15 protein-coding genes are annotated in these 16894 nt (G+C 65.8%); 8 read left to right on the forward strand and 7 right to left on the reverse strand.

Going from position 1 to position 16894, the window contains the following annotated elements; all coding sequences use genetic code 11:
* On the reverse strand, positions 1 to 362 hold a 362-nt coding region (gene rnhA, locus ACRDUX_RS09330), incomplete at its 3' end, for a ribonuclease HI (protein WP_526413188.1).
* Positions 363 to 668: 306 nt separating this feature from the next.
* Here rnhA and ACRDUX_RS09335 point away from each other — a divergent pair.
* The gene (locus tag ACRDUX_RS09335; RefSeq protein ID WP_526413190.1) at positions 669 to 1310 is read left to right on the forward strand and encodes a TetR/AcrR family transcriptional regulator; all 642 of its coding nucleotides are present in this window, start codon (positions 669 to 671) and stop codon (positions 1308 to 1310) included.
* A 27-nt stretch (positions 1311 to 1337) separates the two neighbouring features.
* Here the strand turns inward: ACRDUX_RS09335 and ACRDUX_RS09340 are convergent, their stop codons facing one another.
* Complete coding sequence (locus ACRDUX_RS09340) at positions 1338 to 2846, reverse strand: amino acid permease (RefSeq protein ID WP_526413192.1); 1509 nt, start codon at positions 2844 to 2846, stop codon at positions 1338 to 1340.
* A 427-nt stretch (positions 2847 to 3273) separates the two neighbouring features.
* On the opposite strand from ACRDUX_RS09340, the gene ACRDUX_RS09345 reads away from it, so the two are divergent.
* The 3 genes from ACRDUX_RS09345 (at position 3274) to ACRDUX_RS09355 (ending at position 6085) form a co-directional block, all read left to right on the forward strand.
* Positions 3274 to 4365 (forward strand): LLM class flavin-dependent oxidoreductase, encoded by a 1092-nt coding sequence (locus tag ACRDUX_RS09345; protein WP_526413194.1) that lies wholly within the window; start codon positions 3274 to 3276, stop codon positions 4363 to 4365.
* Between the two features lie 29 nt (positions 4366 to 4394).
* Positions 4395 to 5153, forward strand: coding sequence for an SDR family NAD(P)-dependent oxidoreductase (locus ACRDUX_RS09350; protein ID WP_526413196.1), 759 nt, complete (start codon positions 4395 to 4397; stop codon positions 5151 to 5153).
* A gap of 71 nt (positions 5154 to 5224) precedes the next feature.
* The gene (locus tag ACRDUX_RS09355) at positions 5225 to 6085 is read left to right on the forward strand and encodes a mycofactocin-coupled SDR family oxidoreductase (protein ID WP_526413216.1); all 861 of its coding nucleotides are present in this window, start codon (positions 5225 to 5227) and stop codon (positions 6083 to 6085) included.
* On the opposite strand, the gene ACRDUX_RS09360 is transcribed toward ACRDUX_RS09355, so the two are convergent.
* Positions 6047 to 6967, reverse strand: a complete 921-nt coding sequence (locus ACRDUX_RS09360; RefSeq protein ID WP_526413198.1) for a LysR family substrate-binding domain-containing protein — start codon at positions 6965 to 6967, stop codon at positions 6047 to 6049. The two genes, ACRDUX_RS09355 and ACRDUX_RS09360, sit on opposite strands and share 39 nt — an antisense overlap.
* Positions 6968 to 7043: 76 nt before the next feature.
* On the opposite strand from ACRDUX_RS09360, the gene ACRDUX_RS09365 reads away from it, so the two are divergent.
* The 4 genes from ACRDUX_RS09365 to ACRDUX_RS09380 are packed head-to-tail and all read left to right on the forward strand — an operon-like array spanning position 7044 to position 10501.
* Positions 7044 to 8255 carry a thiolase family protein gene (locus ACRDUX_RS09365; RefSeq protein ID WP_526413200.1) on the forward strand — a complete coding sequence of 404 codons (1212 nt, stop codon included), beginning with the start codon at positions 7044 to 7046 and terminating at the stop codon, positions 8253 to 8255.
* Positions 8252 to 9022 (forward strand): 3-oxoadipate enol-lactonase, encoded by a 771-nt coding sequence (gene pcaD, locus ACRDUX_RS09370; protein WP_526413202.1) that lies wholly within the window; start codon positions 8252 to 8254, stop codon positions 9020 to 9022. Before ACRDUX_RS09365 ends, pcaD begins: the two co-directional genes overlap by 4 nt.
* The gene (locus ACRDUX_RS09375) at positions 9019 to 9822 is read left to right on the forward strand and encodes a CoA transferase subunit A (RefSeq protein WP_526413204.1); all 804 of its coding nucleotides are present in this window, start codon (positions 9019 to 9021) and stop codon (positions 9820 to 9822) included. The genes pcaD and ACRDUX_RS09375 overlap by 4 nt, the downstream gene beginning before the upstream one ends.
* Complete coding sequence (locus tag ACRDUX_RS09380) at positions 9806 to 10501, forward strand: CoA transferase subunit B (RefSeq protein WP_526413206.1); 696 nt, start codon at positions 9806 to 9808, stop codon at positions 10499 to 10501. Before ACRDUX_RS09375 ends, ACRDUX_RS09380 begins: the two co-directional genes overlap by 17 nt.
* Here the strand turns inward: ACRDUX_RS09380 and ACRDUX_RS09385 are convergent.
* From ACRDUX_RS09385 to ACRDUX_RS09400, 4 genes are all read right to left on the reverse strand, one after another.
* Positions 10447 to 13113, reverse strand: a complete 2667-nt coding sequence (locus tag ACRDUX_RS09385; RefSeq protein ID WP_526413208.1) for a helix-turn-helix transcriptional regulator — start codon at positions 13111 to 13113, stop codon at positions 10447 to 10449. The genes ACRDUX_RS09380 and ACRDUX_RS09385 overlap by 55 nt on opposite strands.
* 40 nt (positions 13114 to 13153) lie before the next feature.
* Entirely contained in the window at positions 13154 to 15799 is a 2646-nt protein-coding gene (gene benC, locus ACRDUX_RS09390) for a benzoate 1,2-dioxygenase electron transfer component BenC (RefSeq protein WP_526413210.1), read from the reverse strand.
* 9 nt (positions 15800 to 15808) lie between these two features.
* On the reverse strand, positions 15809 to 16333 hold the full coding sequence (gene benB / locus ACRDUX_RS09395; RefSeq protein WP_526413212.1) for a benzoate 1,2-dioxygenase small subunit: 525 nt from the start codon (positions 16331 to 16333) through the stop codon (positions 15809 to 15811).
* A partial coding sequence (locus ACRDUX_RS09400) for an SRPBCC family protein (RefSeq protein ID WP_526413214.1) occupies positions 16330 to 16894 on the reverse strand: 565 nt, incomplete at its 5' end. The genes benB and ACRDUX_RS09400, both read right to left, overlap by 4 nt.

The following is a 16894-nucleotide window of genomic DNA, read 5'->3' on the forward strand; positions in this document are numbered from 1 at the left end:
ACCTGGTGCCGTGCGCAGGCCTCCTGCAATCGCTTCCACAGGTCGACGTTCTTCACCGGCTGCTTCGCGGCGGTCATCCAGCCGTTGCGTTCCCAGCCGAGGACCCACTTGGTGATGCCGCTCCTGACGTAGGTGCTGTCGGTGTAGAGGTGCACCACCACGGGTCTGGTGAGCGCCTCCAACGCCATGATCGGCGCCGTCAGCTCCATCCGGTTGTTGCTCGTCTCGCCGGGCTCGCCGCCGCACATCTCGCGGACGTGCTCACGCTGGCGAAGTACCGCCCCCCAGCCGCCGGGGCCCGGATTGGGTCTGCACCCACCGTCGGTGTGGATGACCACTATGTCCTCGACGTCCGCACTCATGCGCCGAGAATAAGCACTCGTGTGGAGTGTCCGGCTCAGCGACGCGCTGAGATGAATGCTGTCCGGACCGACATCCCGAACTCGTGACGCCCGGCGACCGGAGCGCCACCCCGCATTCGTCGCCTCTGGCGAGCTACGGCCCCGAAGCGCGAGTCCGCGCGAATGCAATAGTCGCTCAACGAGATAGCGATGACGAGATCGTGTAGCAGGGCCCGCTGGCGCGGGCGGTAGGCTGTAGCTCGAACCGCCAGACTCCAACGTGCTGGTGCCGATTGCCGCGATTGATGGCGCCCGAACGCGAGGGGAATGATGGCCAAGGTCAACAACAGTCGTTCCGAAGCCACGCGGATCGCACTGATGGATGCCGCGCTCCAGATCATCACCGAATCGGGGGTGCGGAGCGTCACGCACCGCAAGGTCTGCAGCCGCGCTGGGACTGCACTCGGAAGTGTGAACTACCACTTCAAGGATCTCGACGATCTTCTTTCGAATGCCTTTTCCTTCTACGTCGAGGGCGTCTCGGGACGGTACGAGGCGAGTTTTTCGTCCGCACGCAACGATGACCAACTCATCGACGCGGTGATGGACCTCATTGCGGCGTTGTCCAGCGACAAACGGAACGCGATCCTGATGTGGGAACTCTATGCGGAGGGCGGGCGCGAGCGAACGTACCGAAAGCTGGTCAGGAAGTGGTCGAAGCGGGCGAAAGTGGGTGTCGAGGCCTACTGCTCGGCGAACACGGCGACGGCGTTGGAGGCCGTGTGGGACGGTGCGGTGATGCAGCGGATCCTGGGGGATGCGTCACTTCCCGATGACGAGCTGCGCAGGGTTATCGCGGCGATCATCGAGTTGGACACGAGCCGCCAATATCCCTCCGGCCCTCCAGCCGAAACGGATGGCGATCTAGGACGAGTGACCGCGAGGAGGAAGCCGTCGTCAAGAGCCTGATGACGGCCGCCATTGCGGAGAAGCGAACTAGACTGTGCGGGTGGCCCTTTCGGCGCGAAGGCGTTCTGCGACTTCGATCGCATCGTCCTCTGGAGCATCGGAATTGCCGAACGGGCGGGCGGCGATCATGTACACCAACCCAACCACCACCACGACAGCGGCGCCGATGAGCACGATCCAGCGGTCCACGAACGGCAGGCTGGCATCCCCGGGCAGTGCCAGCAGCACCATCGCGAAGATGCCGTAGAGCAGCGCGAGGACGTTGATCGGAAGGCCCAGTCGGCCCAGTGACCAGGCGCCGCCCGGACGCCAACCCCGTAGGCGCTGACGCAGCGCGGCGAGCACCACCATTTGGAAGCAGATGTAGATCCCCAAGACCGCGAACGCCGTGACCTGGGTGATGCTGTCGGGCTTGAAGTACAACCACACACTGAGCAGCATCGGTGCGCAGCCGGCGACGATCATGGCGTTGCGGGGCACCGCACCCGTTCCGCCGATCTCCTCGTGGAGCTTCGAGAGCCACTTGCTGGCCGGAAGCATGTTGTCGCGGGCGAAGCTGAACATCAGGCGGCTCAGCGCTGCCTGCTGTGACAGTACGGCCGACAGGAAGATCGTGAACGCGACGACCAACAGCATCGTCATACCGAGATCACCGGTCGCGCCGCGAACGATCTCCGGGATGGGGTCACTCACGTTCCCGTCGACGATATCCTGCAGATTCGGTGCTGCCAGGATGAATCCGGCGTAGGCGATGAAGGCGGCAATCAGACCGACCACGATCGTCAAGATCATCGCGACCGGAATTCGGCGTTCGGGGTCCTTGACCTCCTCGGCCACGTCGCCGCATGCCTCGAAGCCGTAGAACTGCCAAAGGCCGACCAAGGCGGCGAGCATGAACGCCCACAGATACGGCGAATCACCGGCGACGCCCATCGAGTCGAACAGCGCACTGAACGAGTTCTTGCGTTCGAAGAGAAGGAGGAAGACTCCGACCCCGACCACTCCGACGAGTTCGCAGTAGAACCCGATGCGCGCGACCGCCGCCAGCGTCTTGGTGCCGGTGCTGTTGAGGACGAACGCGATGGCGCACAACGCCAGCGCGATGATCAACCCGGACGCCGGGGTCACTTCGACGTGGATCAGTCGTCCGATGAAGGGAATCGCGAACTGGACGACCGACGTGGTGGTGACGATCAGTGCTGCCATGTAGATCCAGGCAGCCATCCAGGCGTAGCGACGCCCCCAGAGGCGGCGCGCCCAGGGATAGATCCCACCGGTGATGGGGTACTGGGACACCACCTCGCCGAAGACGAAGGCAACCAACAGCTGCCCGGCGGCGACGATGGGGAACCACCAGATGGAAGGTGGGCCCGCGACGGTCAATCCGACCGCGAAGATCGACAAGACGCCAGCACCTGGAGACAAGTAGGTGAAGCCGAGCGAGAAGTTGGACACCAGACCGATCGACCTCTTGAACTTCTGCGGTGAGCCACCTGGATCTTCGGCTCGTCGTGACGAGGACTCGATTTCGGTCATGAGGATGGTCCTTCCGATCGAATGGGTCTCCCGGGGCGCCCGTCGTCGCGCGGGGGCCGTTGCGGCACCCGAGTCCCGGAACTCTGAAGTTCTACATTTGTTGAAATCGTCTGAGTGGGCCAACCGTAAACCCGGATGGGTTGGCTGTCAACGGATCAGGCGAAGTCATCTGGTATAGGGGTTCGCTCGGCGGGCGGCTCACCACGGTATCGGTGGAATTGGGCCCACCTGTTGACACCGCTGGCGGCCGGGCTTAGCCTCGGTTTGCAACGAGTTTCAACAAATGTAGAAAACCAGGGCATATCGTCTGCCTCCCAACCGATTCGACGTCGATCGCGCAAAGATCTGCTTTCCGCGTCGGACGCTAGTCGAGGCGTGGGTACGCCGTCGTGGGCAATCACCCTTCCCTGGGCCGAGAGGAATTCACATGAAGTTCGGACTGTTCAACATTCCCTACTCGCGCGACTATGCACACGGCCATCGCACCGCAAAGGAGGTCATAGACTGGGACCTGCGACTCACCAAGTGGGGCGACGAGTTTGGCTGGGAAGAAGCATATTTCGCTGAGCACTACACGCTCGGCGGTGAGCCCAGTCCCGCGCCGGATGCGATGATCGCCGCCGCATCGCAGCTGACGTCGCGCATCAAACTCGGTGCCGCAGCACACCTACTGGCGTATCACAATCCCACCGCGCTGGCGCATCGAATCATGTGGATCGACCACATGACTGATGGCAGATACATCGCCGGGGTGGCGCCAGGTGCGTTTCCGAGCGACGCGCAGCTGTTCGACACCGGCAAGGCGAACGCGGCGATGATGGTCGAGGCCCTCGACATCATCGAGGCCATCTGGACGAAGTCGGGTCCCTTCCGGATCGAAGGCGAGTTCTGGACGGTCGACATGCCGGCCTACTCGGAGGACATCCACGGCCCTCACTTGAAGCCGAAGCAATCGGCGATCCCGATGGTCATGACCGGTATGCAGGCGACGTCCCCCACGCTGACCACGGCGGGGCGGCGGGGCTATGCCGCGATGAGCCAGCAGGTTCACGAGAGTGTCCTTCGGGGCCACTGGACCACGTACTCGGCCGCGGCTGAGTCCGCTGGCCGCTCCGTCGATCGCTCGGAGTGGCGAATCTGTCGCGACGTGCTCGTCGCCGACACCGACGAGGAGGCTCGCGACCTCTACCTCAACGGTGCCATGGGTGACCTGTGGGCAAACTACAACGTGCCCACATTCATCAAACTCGGTATCGGAGAGCTGATTTCGGGCGGCACAGTTGGTCTCGACGGTCTCACCGCAGAATGGATGGTCGAGAACTTCCACATCGTCGGATCACCCGAGACGGTGGCCAACAAGATCGAGGCGCTACACGATGCCGTTGGAGGCTTCGGCACGCTCATCTCGTTCGGTCACGACTACAGCACCAACCCCGACCCATATCGCCGCAGCTTCGAACTGCTCGGCACCGAGGTGGCAGCCAAGGTTGCTCACCTGGGTCAGCCGGCCGTCGTCTGAGCACCTGGTCCGAAGAGGAGAGATTCATAGTGACGCTGTTGGAGAAGGTTGCTTTCGTATCAGGTGGCGCTCGAGGGATGGGAGCCGAACACGTCCGCAGGCTCGCCGAGGAGGGTGCGACGGTGCACTTCGGCGACATCAACTTCGAGCTGGGCGAACTGCACGCCCGCAAGCTCACGGCGTCTGGCCTCTCCGTCGTGTTCCACCAGCTGGACGTAGTGAAGGCGTCGGATTGGATTGGTGTCTACCGCGAGATCGAACAACGGCACGGCAGGCTCGACATCCTGATCAACAACGCGGGCGTGCTCGACATGGCCACGCCCGAGGATCTGACCGAGGACGACTGGCAGAGAACGGTCGACATCAATCAGAAGAGCGTCTTCCTCGGGACCAAGTACGCGATCCCGTTGTTGCGCAAGAGCGAATCGGCGTCGATCGTCAACATCTCATCGATCTTCGGATTGGTGGCCGCGCCCGGCTATTTCGCCTACGTCGCGACCAAGGGGGCCGTGGCCCTGATGACGAAGGCCACCGCGGCAACGTATGGGCCTGAGGGGATTCGTTGTAACAGCGTGCATCCGGGGTACATCAAGACAGCCATGCTCGACGAGGAGATCGTGGGGTTGCCCGCGGGAGCCTCGGCCGAGATCCAGCATCAAATCCCGCTGCGCAGGTTCGCGCAACCCGTCGAGGTTTCCGAAGTCGTCGTCTTCCTGGTGTCGGACGCGGCGTCGTACGTGTCAGGGGCCGAGATCGTGGTCGACGGCGCACTCTTGGCACAGCGGTGACCGAGACCGCTGACGCCGCGCCCCGGCGGCGCCCACTGATCGACGGCATCAACTCAGAAGGGAATCGACCCGTGCACGATCTCCGTGGCAAGGTCGCCTTCATCACCGGTGCGGCGCGCGGTCAGGGACGATCGCACGCGATACACCTTGCGCAAGCGGGCGCCTCGATCGTCGCCGTGGACATCTGCGGTCAGATCGACACGGTGCCGTACCCGATGGGTACCGCCGACGAACTGGCGCAGACCGCCGAGATGGTGACTGAGGCGGGAGGTGCGATTCTGACCAAGGTGGTCGATGTCCGTGACCTCGGCGCACTGACCGAGGCGGCCGAAGCCGGTGTGGACATGTTCGGTGGGTTGGACATCGTGGTGGCCAACGCCGGCACGGTCAATGGGATCGCTCCGCTATGGGAAATCGACGAGCAGCAGTTCATCGACCAGATCGACGTCAACTTGACCGGTGTGTGGCGCACCATCAAGGCCACCGTCCCCGCTCTGCTGGACCGCGGGACCGGAGGCTCGGTGATCCTGATCAGCTCCATCTCGGGGTTGGTGGCCGAAGTCAACGTGGGTCACTATGCCGCCTCCAAACACGGGGTGGTGGGGCTGATGCGGAATCTCGCAGCCGAACTGGCGCCGCATTCGATCAGGGTGAACTGCGTGAACCCGACGAATGTCAACACGCCCATGATCGACAACGACGCGTACAACACGTTGTTCTCAGGTGGCAAGGAGAATGCGACACAAGCAGATTCGATCGAGGCGCTCCAGGACATGAATGCCATGCCAGTGCCCTTCGTCGAGCCCGAGGACATCAGCAACGCGGTGCTGTATCTAGCCTCCGATGCCAGCCGGTACGTGACGGGTACCAATCACGTCGTCGATGCCGGGGCGCTAGGTCCCTTCAAGGCTCCCAAGCTGGCGTCGCGGTGATCGTGTCACCGTTCGCAATATTCGCAGAACGTTGTCGACCAGCGAGGAGGCCGGCTCCGCGAGCCGAGCGGCCACGAGGTCGACACCGAGGCCGGGCGGGCCTAGCTGGCGGTAGCAGACACCAGAGATGCCGAGTGCCGCCGTGGGCTCTGGCACGATCGCCACCCCGAGGCCTGCCGCGATCAGAGTCACCAACGTCGAGGTCTCCGTCACTTCGTGGCGCACCTGCGGTACGAAGCCAGCGTCGGCGCACACCGCGTTGAGCAGACTGTGCATCACTGAGCGACCGTGCCCGGCATGAGCGACGAAGTCCTCGTTGCGCAGGTCTTCGACGAGTACTTCCGGCCGTTCGGCGAGCCGGTGTCCGGCGGGGAGCGCGACCAGCAAGCGGTCTCGTCGCAGCGTTTCGATCTGGAGGCCCTGCTGGTGCACGGGTGGCCTCAGCAGAGCGAGGTCGATCTCGCCCGTAGTCAGTGCCGAAACCTGAGCCGGTGCCAGCATCTCGCCACGCACGCTGACGTCGATGCCCGGCAAGGTATCGCGCAGCGCCAACACCAATTTCGGGAGCAGCGAGTAGGTGGCCGACCCGACGCAACCGATGGTCAATTGCCCCTCGGTGCCGTCAGTGAGACGGCGAGCTTGATCGCCGGCATCGTCGACGCTGTCGAGGATCTTGATCACCCGCTGAAGGTAAGCCCTTCCGGCCGGGGTCAGTTCGACGCTGCGGGTGGTCCTCGTCAGTAATGTCACGTCGAGTTCGCGTTCGAGCTGGCGGATCTGCTGGGACAGTGGCGGCTGCGCGATGTGCAGACGTTCGGCGGCGCGTCCGAAGTGCAATTCCTCCGCGACGGCACGGAAGTAGCGCAGGTGACGAAGCTCCATGATTAGGATGTTACGGCTCTTAATAGACGTGATCTAGGTATTTCACAATATGATTACGGGCTCGTACGGTCGAACCATGGACGTCGTCGTGTGCAACCCGCTTCGCACCCCGGTCGGCCGCATGGGCGGTGCGCTCGCGGCACTGACTGCCGCCGATCTGGCGACGCTGACCCTGCGTGAGCTGGTCTCCCGTACCGGACTCGGCGAAGGTGACGTCGACGATGTGATCCTCGGCAACGGATACGCCAACGGTGAGGCACCTGCCATCGGCCGGATCGCCGCACTCGACGCCGGTCTTGGCACCGGCGTACCCGGTCTGCAGATAGACCGTCGATGTGGCTCGGGCCTGCAGGCGGTGCTCTACGCCGCGGCACAGGTAGCCACCGGCGCAGGGCGTGTCGTCGTCGCGGGCGGCGCGGAGTCGATGTCCAACGTGGAGCATTACGCACTTGGATTGCGCACCGGCGTGCGTCAGGGCGGCATCGCACTGCTGGATCGCCTCGACCGCGCCCGCGAAACGGCGGGCGGTGCAGCACATCCCATGAGTGGGGGGATGATCGAGACGGCAGAGAACCTGCGCCGCGAGTACGGCATCAGTCGCGACGAGCAGGACGAGTTGGCGGTCCGCTCGCACCACCGTGCGGTCGCCGCCCACGAGGAAGGCCGATTCGCCGACGAACTCGTCCCCGTCACCGTGCCGGGTGGGCGCGGCAAGCCGGACATCGTCGTCGACCGTGACGAACACCCCCGCGTCGGGATCAGCGTCGAGAGGCTGGCCGCGCTGCGGCCCATTCGCATCGAGCTCGACGACCAGTCGACGGTGACGGCCGGCAACGCCTCGGGCCAGAATGACGGTGCCGCAATGTGTGTCGTCACCACGCGTGATGAAGCCGACAAGCGGGGCCTCGTCCCGATGTTGGCGCTGCGTTCGTGGGCGGTCACGGGCTGCGCGCCCGAGGTGATGGGCATCGGTCCCGTGAGCGCCACCGCGGCCGCACTGGAGCGGGCCGGGCTGACGCTCGACGACATGGACCTCATCGAACTCAACGAGGCGTTCGCCGCGCAAGTGCTGGCGGTCTTGGCCGAATGGAAGGTCGACATGCTCGACGAGCGGGTCAATCCGAACGGCTCTGGTATCTCGCTGGGACACCCCGTCGGTGCGACCGGCGCCCGGATCCTGGCGACAGCGGCTCACGAGGCCCGACGCCGGGACGCCCGCTTCGTGCTGGAGACCATGTGCATCGGCGGTGGACAAGGCCTGGCCGCGATCTTCGAGGCAGTTCGATGAGCGCCGTCGAGGTGCACGCCGTCGCGTCGGGTCGAGCGGACGGACCCGTTGTGCTGCTGTGCAACTCGTTGGGCTCGACACACCGGATGTGGGACGCGCAAGTCGACGCGCTCAACGAACGGTTCCGGGTGGTGCGCTACGACACGCGCGGACACGGCGAGTCGCCGGTCCCCGACGGCCCGTACTCGATCGACGACCTGGCCGATGACGTCGTCGCACTGCTGGACGGGCTCGGCATCGCCCGAGCGCATGTGGTCGGACTGTCGTTGGGGGGAATGACCGCGATGCGACTGGCCGCCCGCAATCCCGAGCGTGTCGACCGGGTCGTGTTGCTGTGCACCGGCGCTCAGCTACCACCCGCCGTCGCTTGGACGGACCGCGCCGCGTCAGTCCGCGCGGAAGGCAGCGCATCGGTGGCGGCGGCCGTCGTACAGCGGTGGTTCACCGCCGACTACCTCGACGCCCACCCCGACATGCGCATCGCGCACGAGCAGATGGTGGCCGCCACGGCCGCCGAAGGCTACGCAGGCTGCTGCGAGGCGATCGCCAAACTCGACCTACGGAGCCAACTTCCGTCGATCAGTGCACCGACCCTGGCGATTGCCGGGGCCGACGACCCGGCGACCCCGCCGGCGAGACTCGAAGAGATCGTCGCCGCCATCCCTGGTTCGCGTCTGCTCATCGTCGAACGGGCCGCCCACCTGGCCAACGTCGAGCAACCCGACATCATCACCCCCGCCCTCATGGCACACCTGGAGCAGCCATGACCCTGAACAAAGTGGTCGCCTCACCGGTCGAGGCGGTCGCCGACATACCGCACGGCGCCAGCCTCGCCGTCGGCGGTTTCGGCCTGGCAGGCATCCCATGGTTTCTCATCGAGGCGCTCCTGGAGCAGGGCGCCGCAGAGCTGACCATCGTCAGCAATAACTGCGGAGTCGACGGCGGCGGGCTTGGCCTATTACTGGAGGCGCGCAGGATCACCCGCGTCATCGCGTCCTACGTCGGGGAGAACAAGGAGTTCGCCCGGCAGTACCTGGCAGGGGAGTTGACTGTCGAACTCACCCCGCAGGGCACACTCGCCGAGCGGTTGCGCGCCGGTGGCAGTGGGATCGGTGCGTTCTTCACCCCGACCGGTGTCGGCACCATGGTCGCCGACGGCGGCTTGCCGTGGCGATACCGCCCGGACGGGAGAGTGGCGCTCGCCTCGCCGCCCAAGGAGGTCCGCACCTTCGGCGGCCGCGAGATGCTGCTTGAGGAATCGATCGTCACCGACTACTCCTTGGTGCGCGCCGCGGTCGCCGACAGGGCGGGGAACTGCGTGTTCCATGCCGCCGCACGCAATTTCAACCCACCAGCCGCCATGGCCGGCCGCACCACGATCGTCGAGGCCGAACGCGTCGTCGACGTCGGTGAACTGCACCCGGACGAGATTCACCTGTCCGGGATCTTCGTCAAACGGGTCATCGAGCTGACCCCCGAGCAGGCCGCTCGCAAGGGCATCGAAAAGCGCACCACCCGGCAACGTCCGACATCGACCGAGGAGGCACACGATGAGCTGGTCCCGTGACGACATGGCCGCCCGCGCCGCGCGAGAACTCAACGACGGCGACTACGTCAACCTCGGCATCGGACTGCCCACCCTGATCCCGGATTATCTGCCAGAGGACTCCGACGTCACCCTGCACGCCGAGAACGGCATCCTCGGCGTCGGACCGTTCCCCTACGACGACGAGGTGGACCCGGATCTGGTCAACGCGGGCAAGCAGACCGTCACGGTCCTCGCGGGCGCGTCGTATTTCGACTCGGCCACCAGCTTCGCCATGATCCGCGGCGGTCACGTTGACGTCGCGATCCTGGGGGGCATGCAAGTCGCTGGCAATGGCGACCTCGCCAATTGGATGGTGCCGGGTTCGATGGTCAAGGGCATGGGCGGCGCGATGGACCTGGTGAGCGGAGCCGACCGCGTCATCGTGCTGATGGATCATGTCGCGAAATCCGGTGCAGCCAAACTGGTTGCCTCCTGCGACCTTCCATTGACCGGAAAGGCCGTCGTCAGCCGCGTGATCACCGATCTGGGCGTCTTCGACGTCACCGGCGATGGATTCCGGGTCGTCGAGTTGGCCCCCGGCGTCACCTACGACGACGCGGCGGCCAAGACGGGCGGTGTGCTGACCGACGGTCGACTCGAAGCTCAGCCGTGCCTTGCGGTCAGCTCGGATCGAGACCGCACGCCCAGCTTGGCGTAGATGCGGGTGAGGTGATACTGCACGGTCTTCGGAGAGATGTAGAGCTCGGCAGCGACCTCACGATTCGAAAGACCCGTGGACACGAGGGCGGCCACCGCCTCCTCCTGGGGTGTCAGGTCCGTCCCATCACGTGAGCCGCGGACCTGATGTAGACCGCCGGCCTTGAGTTCCCGGTCGCAGCGGGTGACGTACGTCGTCGCACCCAGCGAGAGGTAGCCCTCGCGGGCCGCCCCGATGATCGCGTCGGCCTCCCGTCGTTTCCCGGCGCGCCGCAGCGTCTGGCCGTAGGCGAAGTTCACGCGCGCCGTGTCGTACCGCAAGGGCAGTCCTTGCAGTAGTTCCAGTGAGGTTTCGAAGGAGCGCCGCGCCGCGTGTAGATCTCCCATGGCACCGTGCCACCGGCCGCGGGCGTACCCGAGCCGCGCCTGTGCCGAGCGGTGCCCGCGTGCGTGCGCCCGCTGCTCGTGCGGCCGCAGGAATGCGTCGGCCGCCTCGAGTTGCCCGTTCAGTACCAGTGCGTTGGCCATCGAGTCGGGCCACGGCCAATAGCCGGGCTCCTGCAAGGATTTGTTGGCGGCGATTCGAGTCAGCGGCTCCAGCACGCGCAGGACACCGGCGTAATCGGCCTCCGCTTCTGCAATCTGTGCGCGGGCGAGAAGTGTGGGAATGAGCATCATCTCGTAGTCTCCGGTGATGGCACTGGACGCCCGGGTGGCCGCAGTGGCAGTGGCCCACTCCCCGCGCAAGGCACCGATCTGAGCCGCCGTCCACTCCAGAAGCGGTGTGACGAGCACGATCCCACTGGCGTTGGCCAACGCGCGACCGTTCTCGACGCTCACCATCGCCCGGTCCCAGTCGCCGATCGAGAACTGGACCCTGGACAGCCAAGCCAATGCCCACAGCGTGATTCGCGTCGAGCCGCCGAGGCTGGCGGCGGCTACGGCGCTCTCCAGGCTGGATCGCGCACCGTCGACGTCGTCACGGATGAATTGCACCCACCCGCGCCCCATGATGACCCGCTGCGCCTGTGCGCCATGCCGGACCCGGGCGTTGAGCTCGTCGTACGCGGCAGCTGCGCGGCGTGGATGGCCCGCCGCAAGGAGCCCGAGTCCCCTGATCGCGGCCGCCTCGATTGCGGCGGGGGAGTCGCTGTCGGCCAGCTGCAGGGCGCGATCAGCCCACTCGACGACGTCAGCGCCGCGGCATCGCACCAACGAATCCAGCACGTGACGCTGCGCGATCAGCGCGGCCGTGTCTGGTTCGCGCTCGACGTTCACGATGTCCCACGCCCGCGCCAGCCGGATCTGCGCCTCCGTAGCCCGGCCACGCAGTATCGCAAGATAGGCGAGCACCGCGTTGCGCAAGGGGGTTTCACGCAGACTCTCCACCGCCGGGACCTGATCGCCTGCAGCCAAACAGTCTCCTGCCGCGACCAGAGCGTCGACGGATCGGATGAGGCGTTCGTCGCGCAGCAGCTCGTCGGAGGTCAACCTGGCGGCGTCGCGAAACAGTGTCGCAGCCTGCGACCACGCGCCTTCGGCGCCGAGATCCCTTGCCGACCGGTCGATCTCATTGGCCAGTTCCGCGTCGAATGTCGAGGTGGCCGCCACCCGGTGCCGCAGTCGGCGCACCGGATCGGTGACGACCTCCGAGGCGCGGCGGTGACGTTCGGCAGCGCGTTGCAGACCCATCAGATCGATGATGGCCGCCCGGCTCAGCGAGTCGCGCAGGTGCAGCTCCACTGGTCCGGTCGCGGTGAGCAATCCGGTGTCGAGGGCGCCGTCGACTGCGTGTAACGGCTCATCGAGCCCCGCGAGTGCGGTGGCCTCCGCCAGGGTTGCCTCGTCGCCGAGGATCGCCAGCGCCTCCACGAGCTCCCGGCTCTGGGCGTCGCATCCGGCCAGCTGCTCGCGGACTTGGTTGGTGACGTGGGCGGGCGCCGGCAATGACGCATCTGGGCGGGACCACACCTGCGGCGGCACCTCCTCCAGCAGCGCCACGACGTCGCGAGGGTTTCCGCGCGTGTGTCTGCTCAGCACGCCCACCATCGAGGGGTGCAGGGTGCGCCCGCGGCGGGCGGCCAGTTCGGCGATGTCGCGTGGCCCAAGCCCGCTCAACCGGATCTCGGTGGAGACCAGATCGGTCAACGGAGGCGGCGTCGACCTCCCAGCCACGACCACGAGAAGCGCCAGCTCGCGGTCGAAGCGTAGCAACGTCGAAATCGCCTGCAGCGACTCCACATCCGCGCATTCGACGTTGTCGATGATGAGCAGCTGGGCATCCCCGGCGCGGATGCCGTCCGCCAACGCCGCAGACGCCGCACCAGGGTCGGAGACGGGTTCACTCTGCAGCACCTGCGCGAGCACCCCGCCGGCCAGGTCCGTCTCCCACGCCGTCGCCTGCGCCCACAGCGTGCCGGGGACGCGGTCGGTCAAGGCTCGCAGCAATGCGGTCTTGCCGATTCCGGGCGGCCCGGTCAGGGCGACGAGCTCGCTCCCGTTGGACGTGGTCTCCGAGCAGGCTCGCGTCAGCTGGCCCAGTTCGTTCTCGCGGCCGACGCACACCGCAGCCACCGTGGGCGAGCGAAGCGACGGGGGAGAAGGTGACGCCACCCGTCAGATGATAGTTGCCGCTCGCGTTGGTCCCGGCGCATTAGCCGAGGTCGCCACCGGCGACGGGCAGAACGGTGCCGGTGATGTACGACGCCTCCTCGGAAGCCAGGAAGCAGATGGCGGCGGCCTGCTCGTCGAGGGTGCCGTAGCGGCTCATCAACGACGAGTCGATGGTCTGCTCGATGTGCGCATCGAACCAGGCGCGCTCGGTGTCGTCCTTGGGCTCTGGAGTGCCCCTCGAGATCCGCCGCGGCGGAGCGGCCGTGCCGCCCGGCGCAGTAGCCACCACGCGAATTCCGGCGTCGGCGTACTCCATCGCCAGCGACGCGGTGATCGCGTTGACACCACCCTTGGCGGCCGAGTAGGGGATGCGATGGATCCCACGGGTTGCGGCCGACGACACGTTGACGATGACGCCCGTGCCACGGTCGACCATGCCGGGCAACGCCGCCCGGCACGCATACAGGGTAGTCATCAGGGAGCGGTCGATCTCGGCGCGGATCTCTGCGTCGGTGAACTCGGTGAAGGGTTTGAAGTTGATGGCGCCCCCGACGTTGTTGATCAGCACGTCGATGCATCCGAAGGCCGATAGTGCCTGCTGGACAACGGAGTCCGCACCCTCCCACCGCTCGAGGTCAGCGGTGACGGCGACGGCCCTCGGACCGTGCGCTGCCAACTCGTCGGCGAGTTCCTTCACCACCTCGGCGCGGTCGGCGAGGACTAGCGATCCGCCTTCGGCGCTGATGCGGCGGGCGGTGTGCTCACCGATGCCCTGGGCAGCGCCGGTCACGACGACGACCTTTCCCGAGAACCGGCCCGGTGTGATGAACCGCGGTGTGCGTGCGGCGTGGGAATCGGACATGGCGCGGCGCATGGTCTGCTTGGAGCGGCCGGCGTGTGCGACGACCAACCGACGGGCGGCCTCGCGGTCGCCTGCCTCGAACGCGGCGACGATGTCGAGATGGTCCTGTGCGCACAGCGGGTGGCACCAGGTGGCGTTGCGCAACACCTCGCTCATCCGGCCCTTCACGCCAAGCGCCTGATAGGCCTTCAGCAGGTGATCGTTGCCGGTGAGCGTGAACAGGTAGTCGTGGAATGCCGCATTCGTTTCGGTGTACTGCGCGGCGTCGACGAATTGGTCGCCGTTCACATAGGGCACGGTGGCATCGGCGAGCAATCGGTAGCCGGCCAGTTGTCGGCTGTTCAGCCGACCGAGGGTCAGTTCGAGCGCGCCGAGTTCGAGAGCCTGTCGGGCCTCGAAGAGTGAGTCGGATTCTGCGACGGCTGGGTGCTCCTCGCCGATCTGGTAGCCGTCGTCGCTGACGTTCTCGGGCGCCGGTTCGGACGGTGTCGAACTGGGCGGTACGGATGCCGTTGTGGCAGCGAAGAGTTCCTGCCCCGCGAGGCTGCGGGCACCGGTGGGCAGCAGGACACCGTCATCGGCGTCGACCGTTCCCGAACAGGAGCCCGACGCCATCAGTTGGCCTGCGATGCGACGAATGGCGTCGGAATCGTCGGTGCTCTCGGACCTCGCGCCCGCGGGCATGGGAGCCAGATCTGTGGCAGCCAGCATCGTCTGGCCGGCGATCGCGCGGGCGTCCGCCGCGTAGAGGAGGTCGTCCTGCGCGGGCGCCGCAGCACCCGTGGACTCCTTGGGCTCGCTGCCGTGGGCCAGTGCGAACTTCTCGTAGTAGAACCCGGTCGGTTCGATTCCGGCATCGCCGACATGGGTGCGCACCGATTCCACCATGGCAGGCGGTCCACAGAGGTAGATCGCCACGTCACCGTCGTAGAGGTGTTCCTTGGTGATCAGGCTCATCACCCGGCCCTTGTTCGCGGCGTTGCTGTCGGGGGCCGAGACGCAGTGAGTCCAGGTGAATCCAGATACCGCCGAGGCGATCTCGTTGATCTCATCGAGTGCCACCACGTCGTCGTCGGTCTTGACGCCGTAGATCAGGTGGACTTTGCGCCGGCTTCCGGCGTCGCGCATGGTGCGCAGCATCGACAGGATCGGCGCCAAGCCCGTGCCGCCGGCCAGCAACAGCACCGGGCGGTCGGCCTCGCGCAGGAAGAACGACCCGTGCGGACCGGTGAAGGTCATGGTGTCACCCGCAGCGGCGCGCTTGTCCAGGTACTCCGACATCGCCCCGCCGGGTGTCGGCTTCACCAGAAAGGTGAGCCGCTCGTCGTGGGGTGCGTTGGAGAAGGAATAGGACCGGCGCTCCTGCGTCCCCGGTACCGCGATGTTGACGTATTGCCCGGGTAGGAAGGCCAATTCGGAGCGGTTGGGGATCTCGACGGCGAAGCGGATCGTGGTGGGCGACAGGCGTGTCAGCTCGACCAGGGTGCCGGTATACGTGGCCGCTGAGGTCTTGGCGATGTCCGACGTACTGGCGATCTGCAGTACCAGGTCCGAGCGTGGCTTCATGCTGCATGGCAGCACATAACCCTTGGCGGCCTCGTCCTCGCTGAGTGCGTCGTCGATGTAGGCGCCACCATCGTAGGTGCCGGATTCGCACAATGCCTTGCACGTGCCGCAGGCGCCGTCGCGGCAGTCCAGGGGGATGTTGATGCGCTGACGGTAGGAGGCGTCGGCGACGGTTTGGTCATCCCGACAGGTGATGAACCTGGTGACGCCGTCCTCGAAGGACAAGGCGACTGAATACTTCTCGTCCGTTGCGGTCATGGCTTCACCTCAGAAGTGGTACACGTCGACAACGTGGTGGATGTAGTCGTTCTTCAGCACCACGGTCTTGCGCCGGATCAGGGGCTGTTCACCGGAGAAGTCGATGGTATAGAACGACGTCCCGTAATACGGGTCGATCGTCTTGTATCGGAAATACATGGTGTGCCAGTTGAATCGGACGTCCACCGTGTCGCCGCGGCGTTCGATGACCTCGACGTTGGAGATGTTGTGGCTGGTGCGCGGCTCTGGCAGTGATGTCGCCGACGACCGTTCGGTGCGGATGCGGAACACTCGGTCCGCCAGACCGCCCTTGTTGTCGTAGTAGATCAGCGAGATGTCGCGCTGCGGATCCTCGACCAGCATGTCGTTGTCGTCCCAGGATGGCATCCAGTAGACGACGTCGTCGGCGTAGCAGTCGAGCCACTTCTCGAACTCGCGGTCGTCGAGGTAGCGCGCCTCGCGGTAGAGGAACTGCTCGATCGCGTTCTGAGTGATCAGTGTGGTTGTGGTGGTGGTCTTCTCGGTGGTGGTCATGGCCTGGTGTTGCCTTCCTCGCGGGCCAGCGCTTCGCGCATGGTGCGCAGCCAGTAACCGTGCTGGACGGGGTAGAGGCCCTCGTCCTCGTTCTTCACCCCGGCCGAGATGACGTCGTGCATGTCGAGTGCCTCGGCGACCTGGTCGGGACCGGTCAGCCAGTGCTGCGCACCGCGACTCATGTCGTTCCAGGGCGCGGCTTGGGCGCGGAAGGTGAGCTGGCAGGACCGGAACTCCTCCAGATCGTCCGGGGTGGCCATCCCGGAGGCATTGAAGAAGTCCTCGTACTGCCGGATCCGGTGGGACCGGGCCTCGGCGCTCTCCCCCTTGGGGGCGATGCAGTAGATGGTGACTTCGGTCTTGTCAGGGGCGATCGGTCGGAAGTGGCGGATCTGTGTCGAGAACTGGTCCATCACATACACATTCGGGTACAGGCACAGGTTGCGGGAGCCCTTGACCATGAAGTCGCCCTTGGCGTCACCGTGTACCGCCTTGAGCTCGTCGAGCTTGTCCCACAGCGGGCGGTCCTGCGGATTCGCCGCCCACGTCCACAGGCACAGG

It is taken from the genome of Mycobacterium sp. (assembly GCF_050701675.1).
GTDB lineage: Bacteria > Actinomycetota > Actinomycetes > Mycobacteriales > Mycobacteriaceae > Mycobacterium.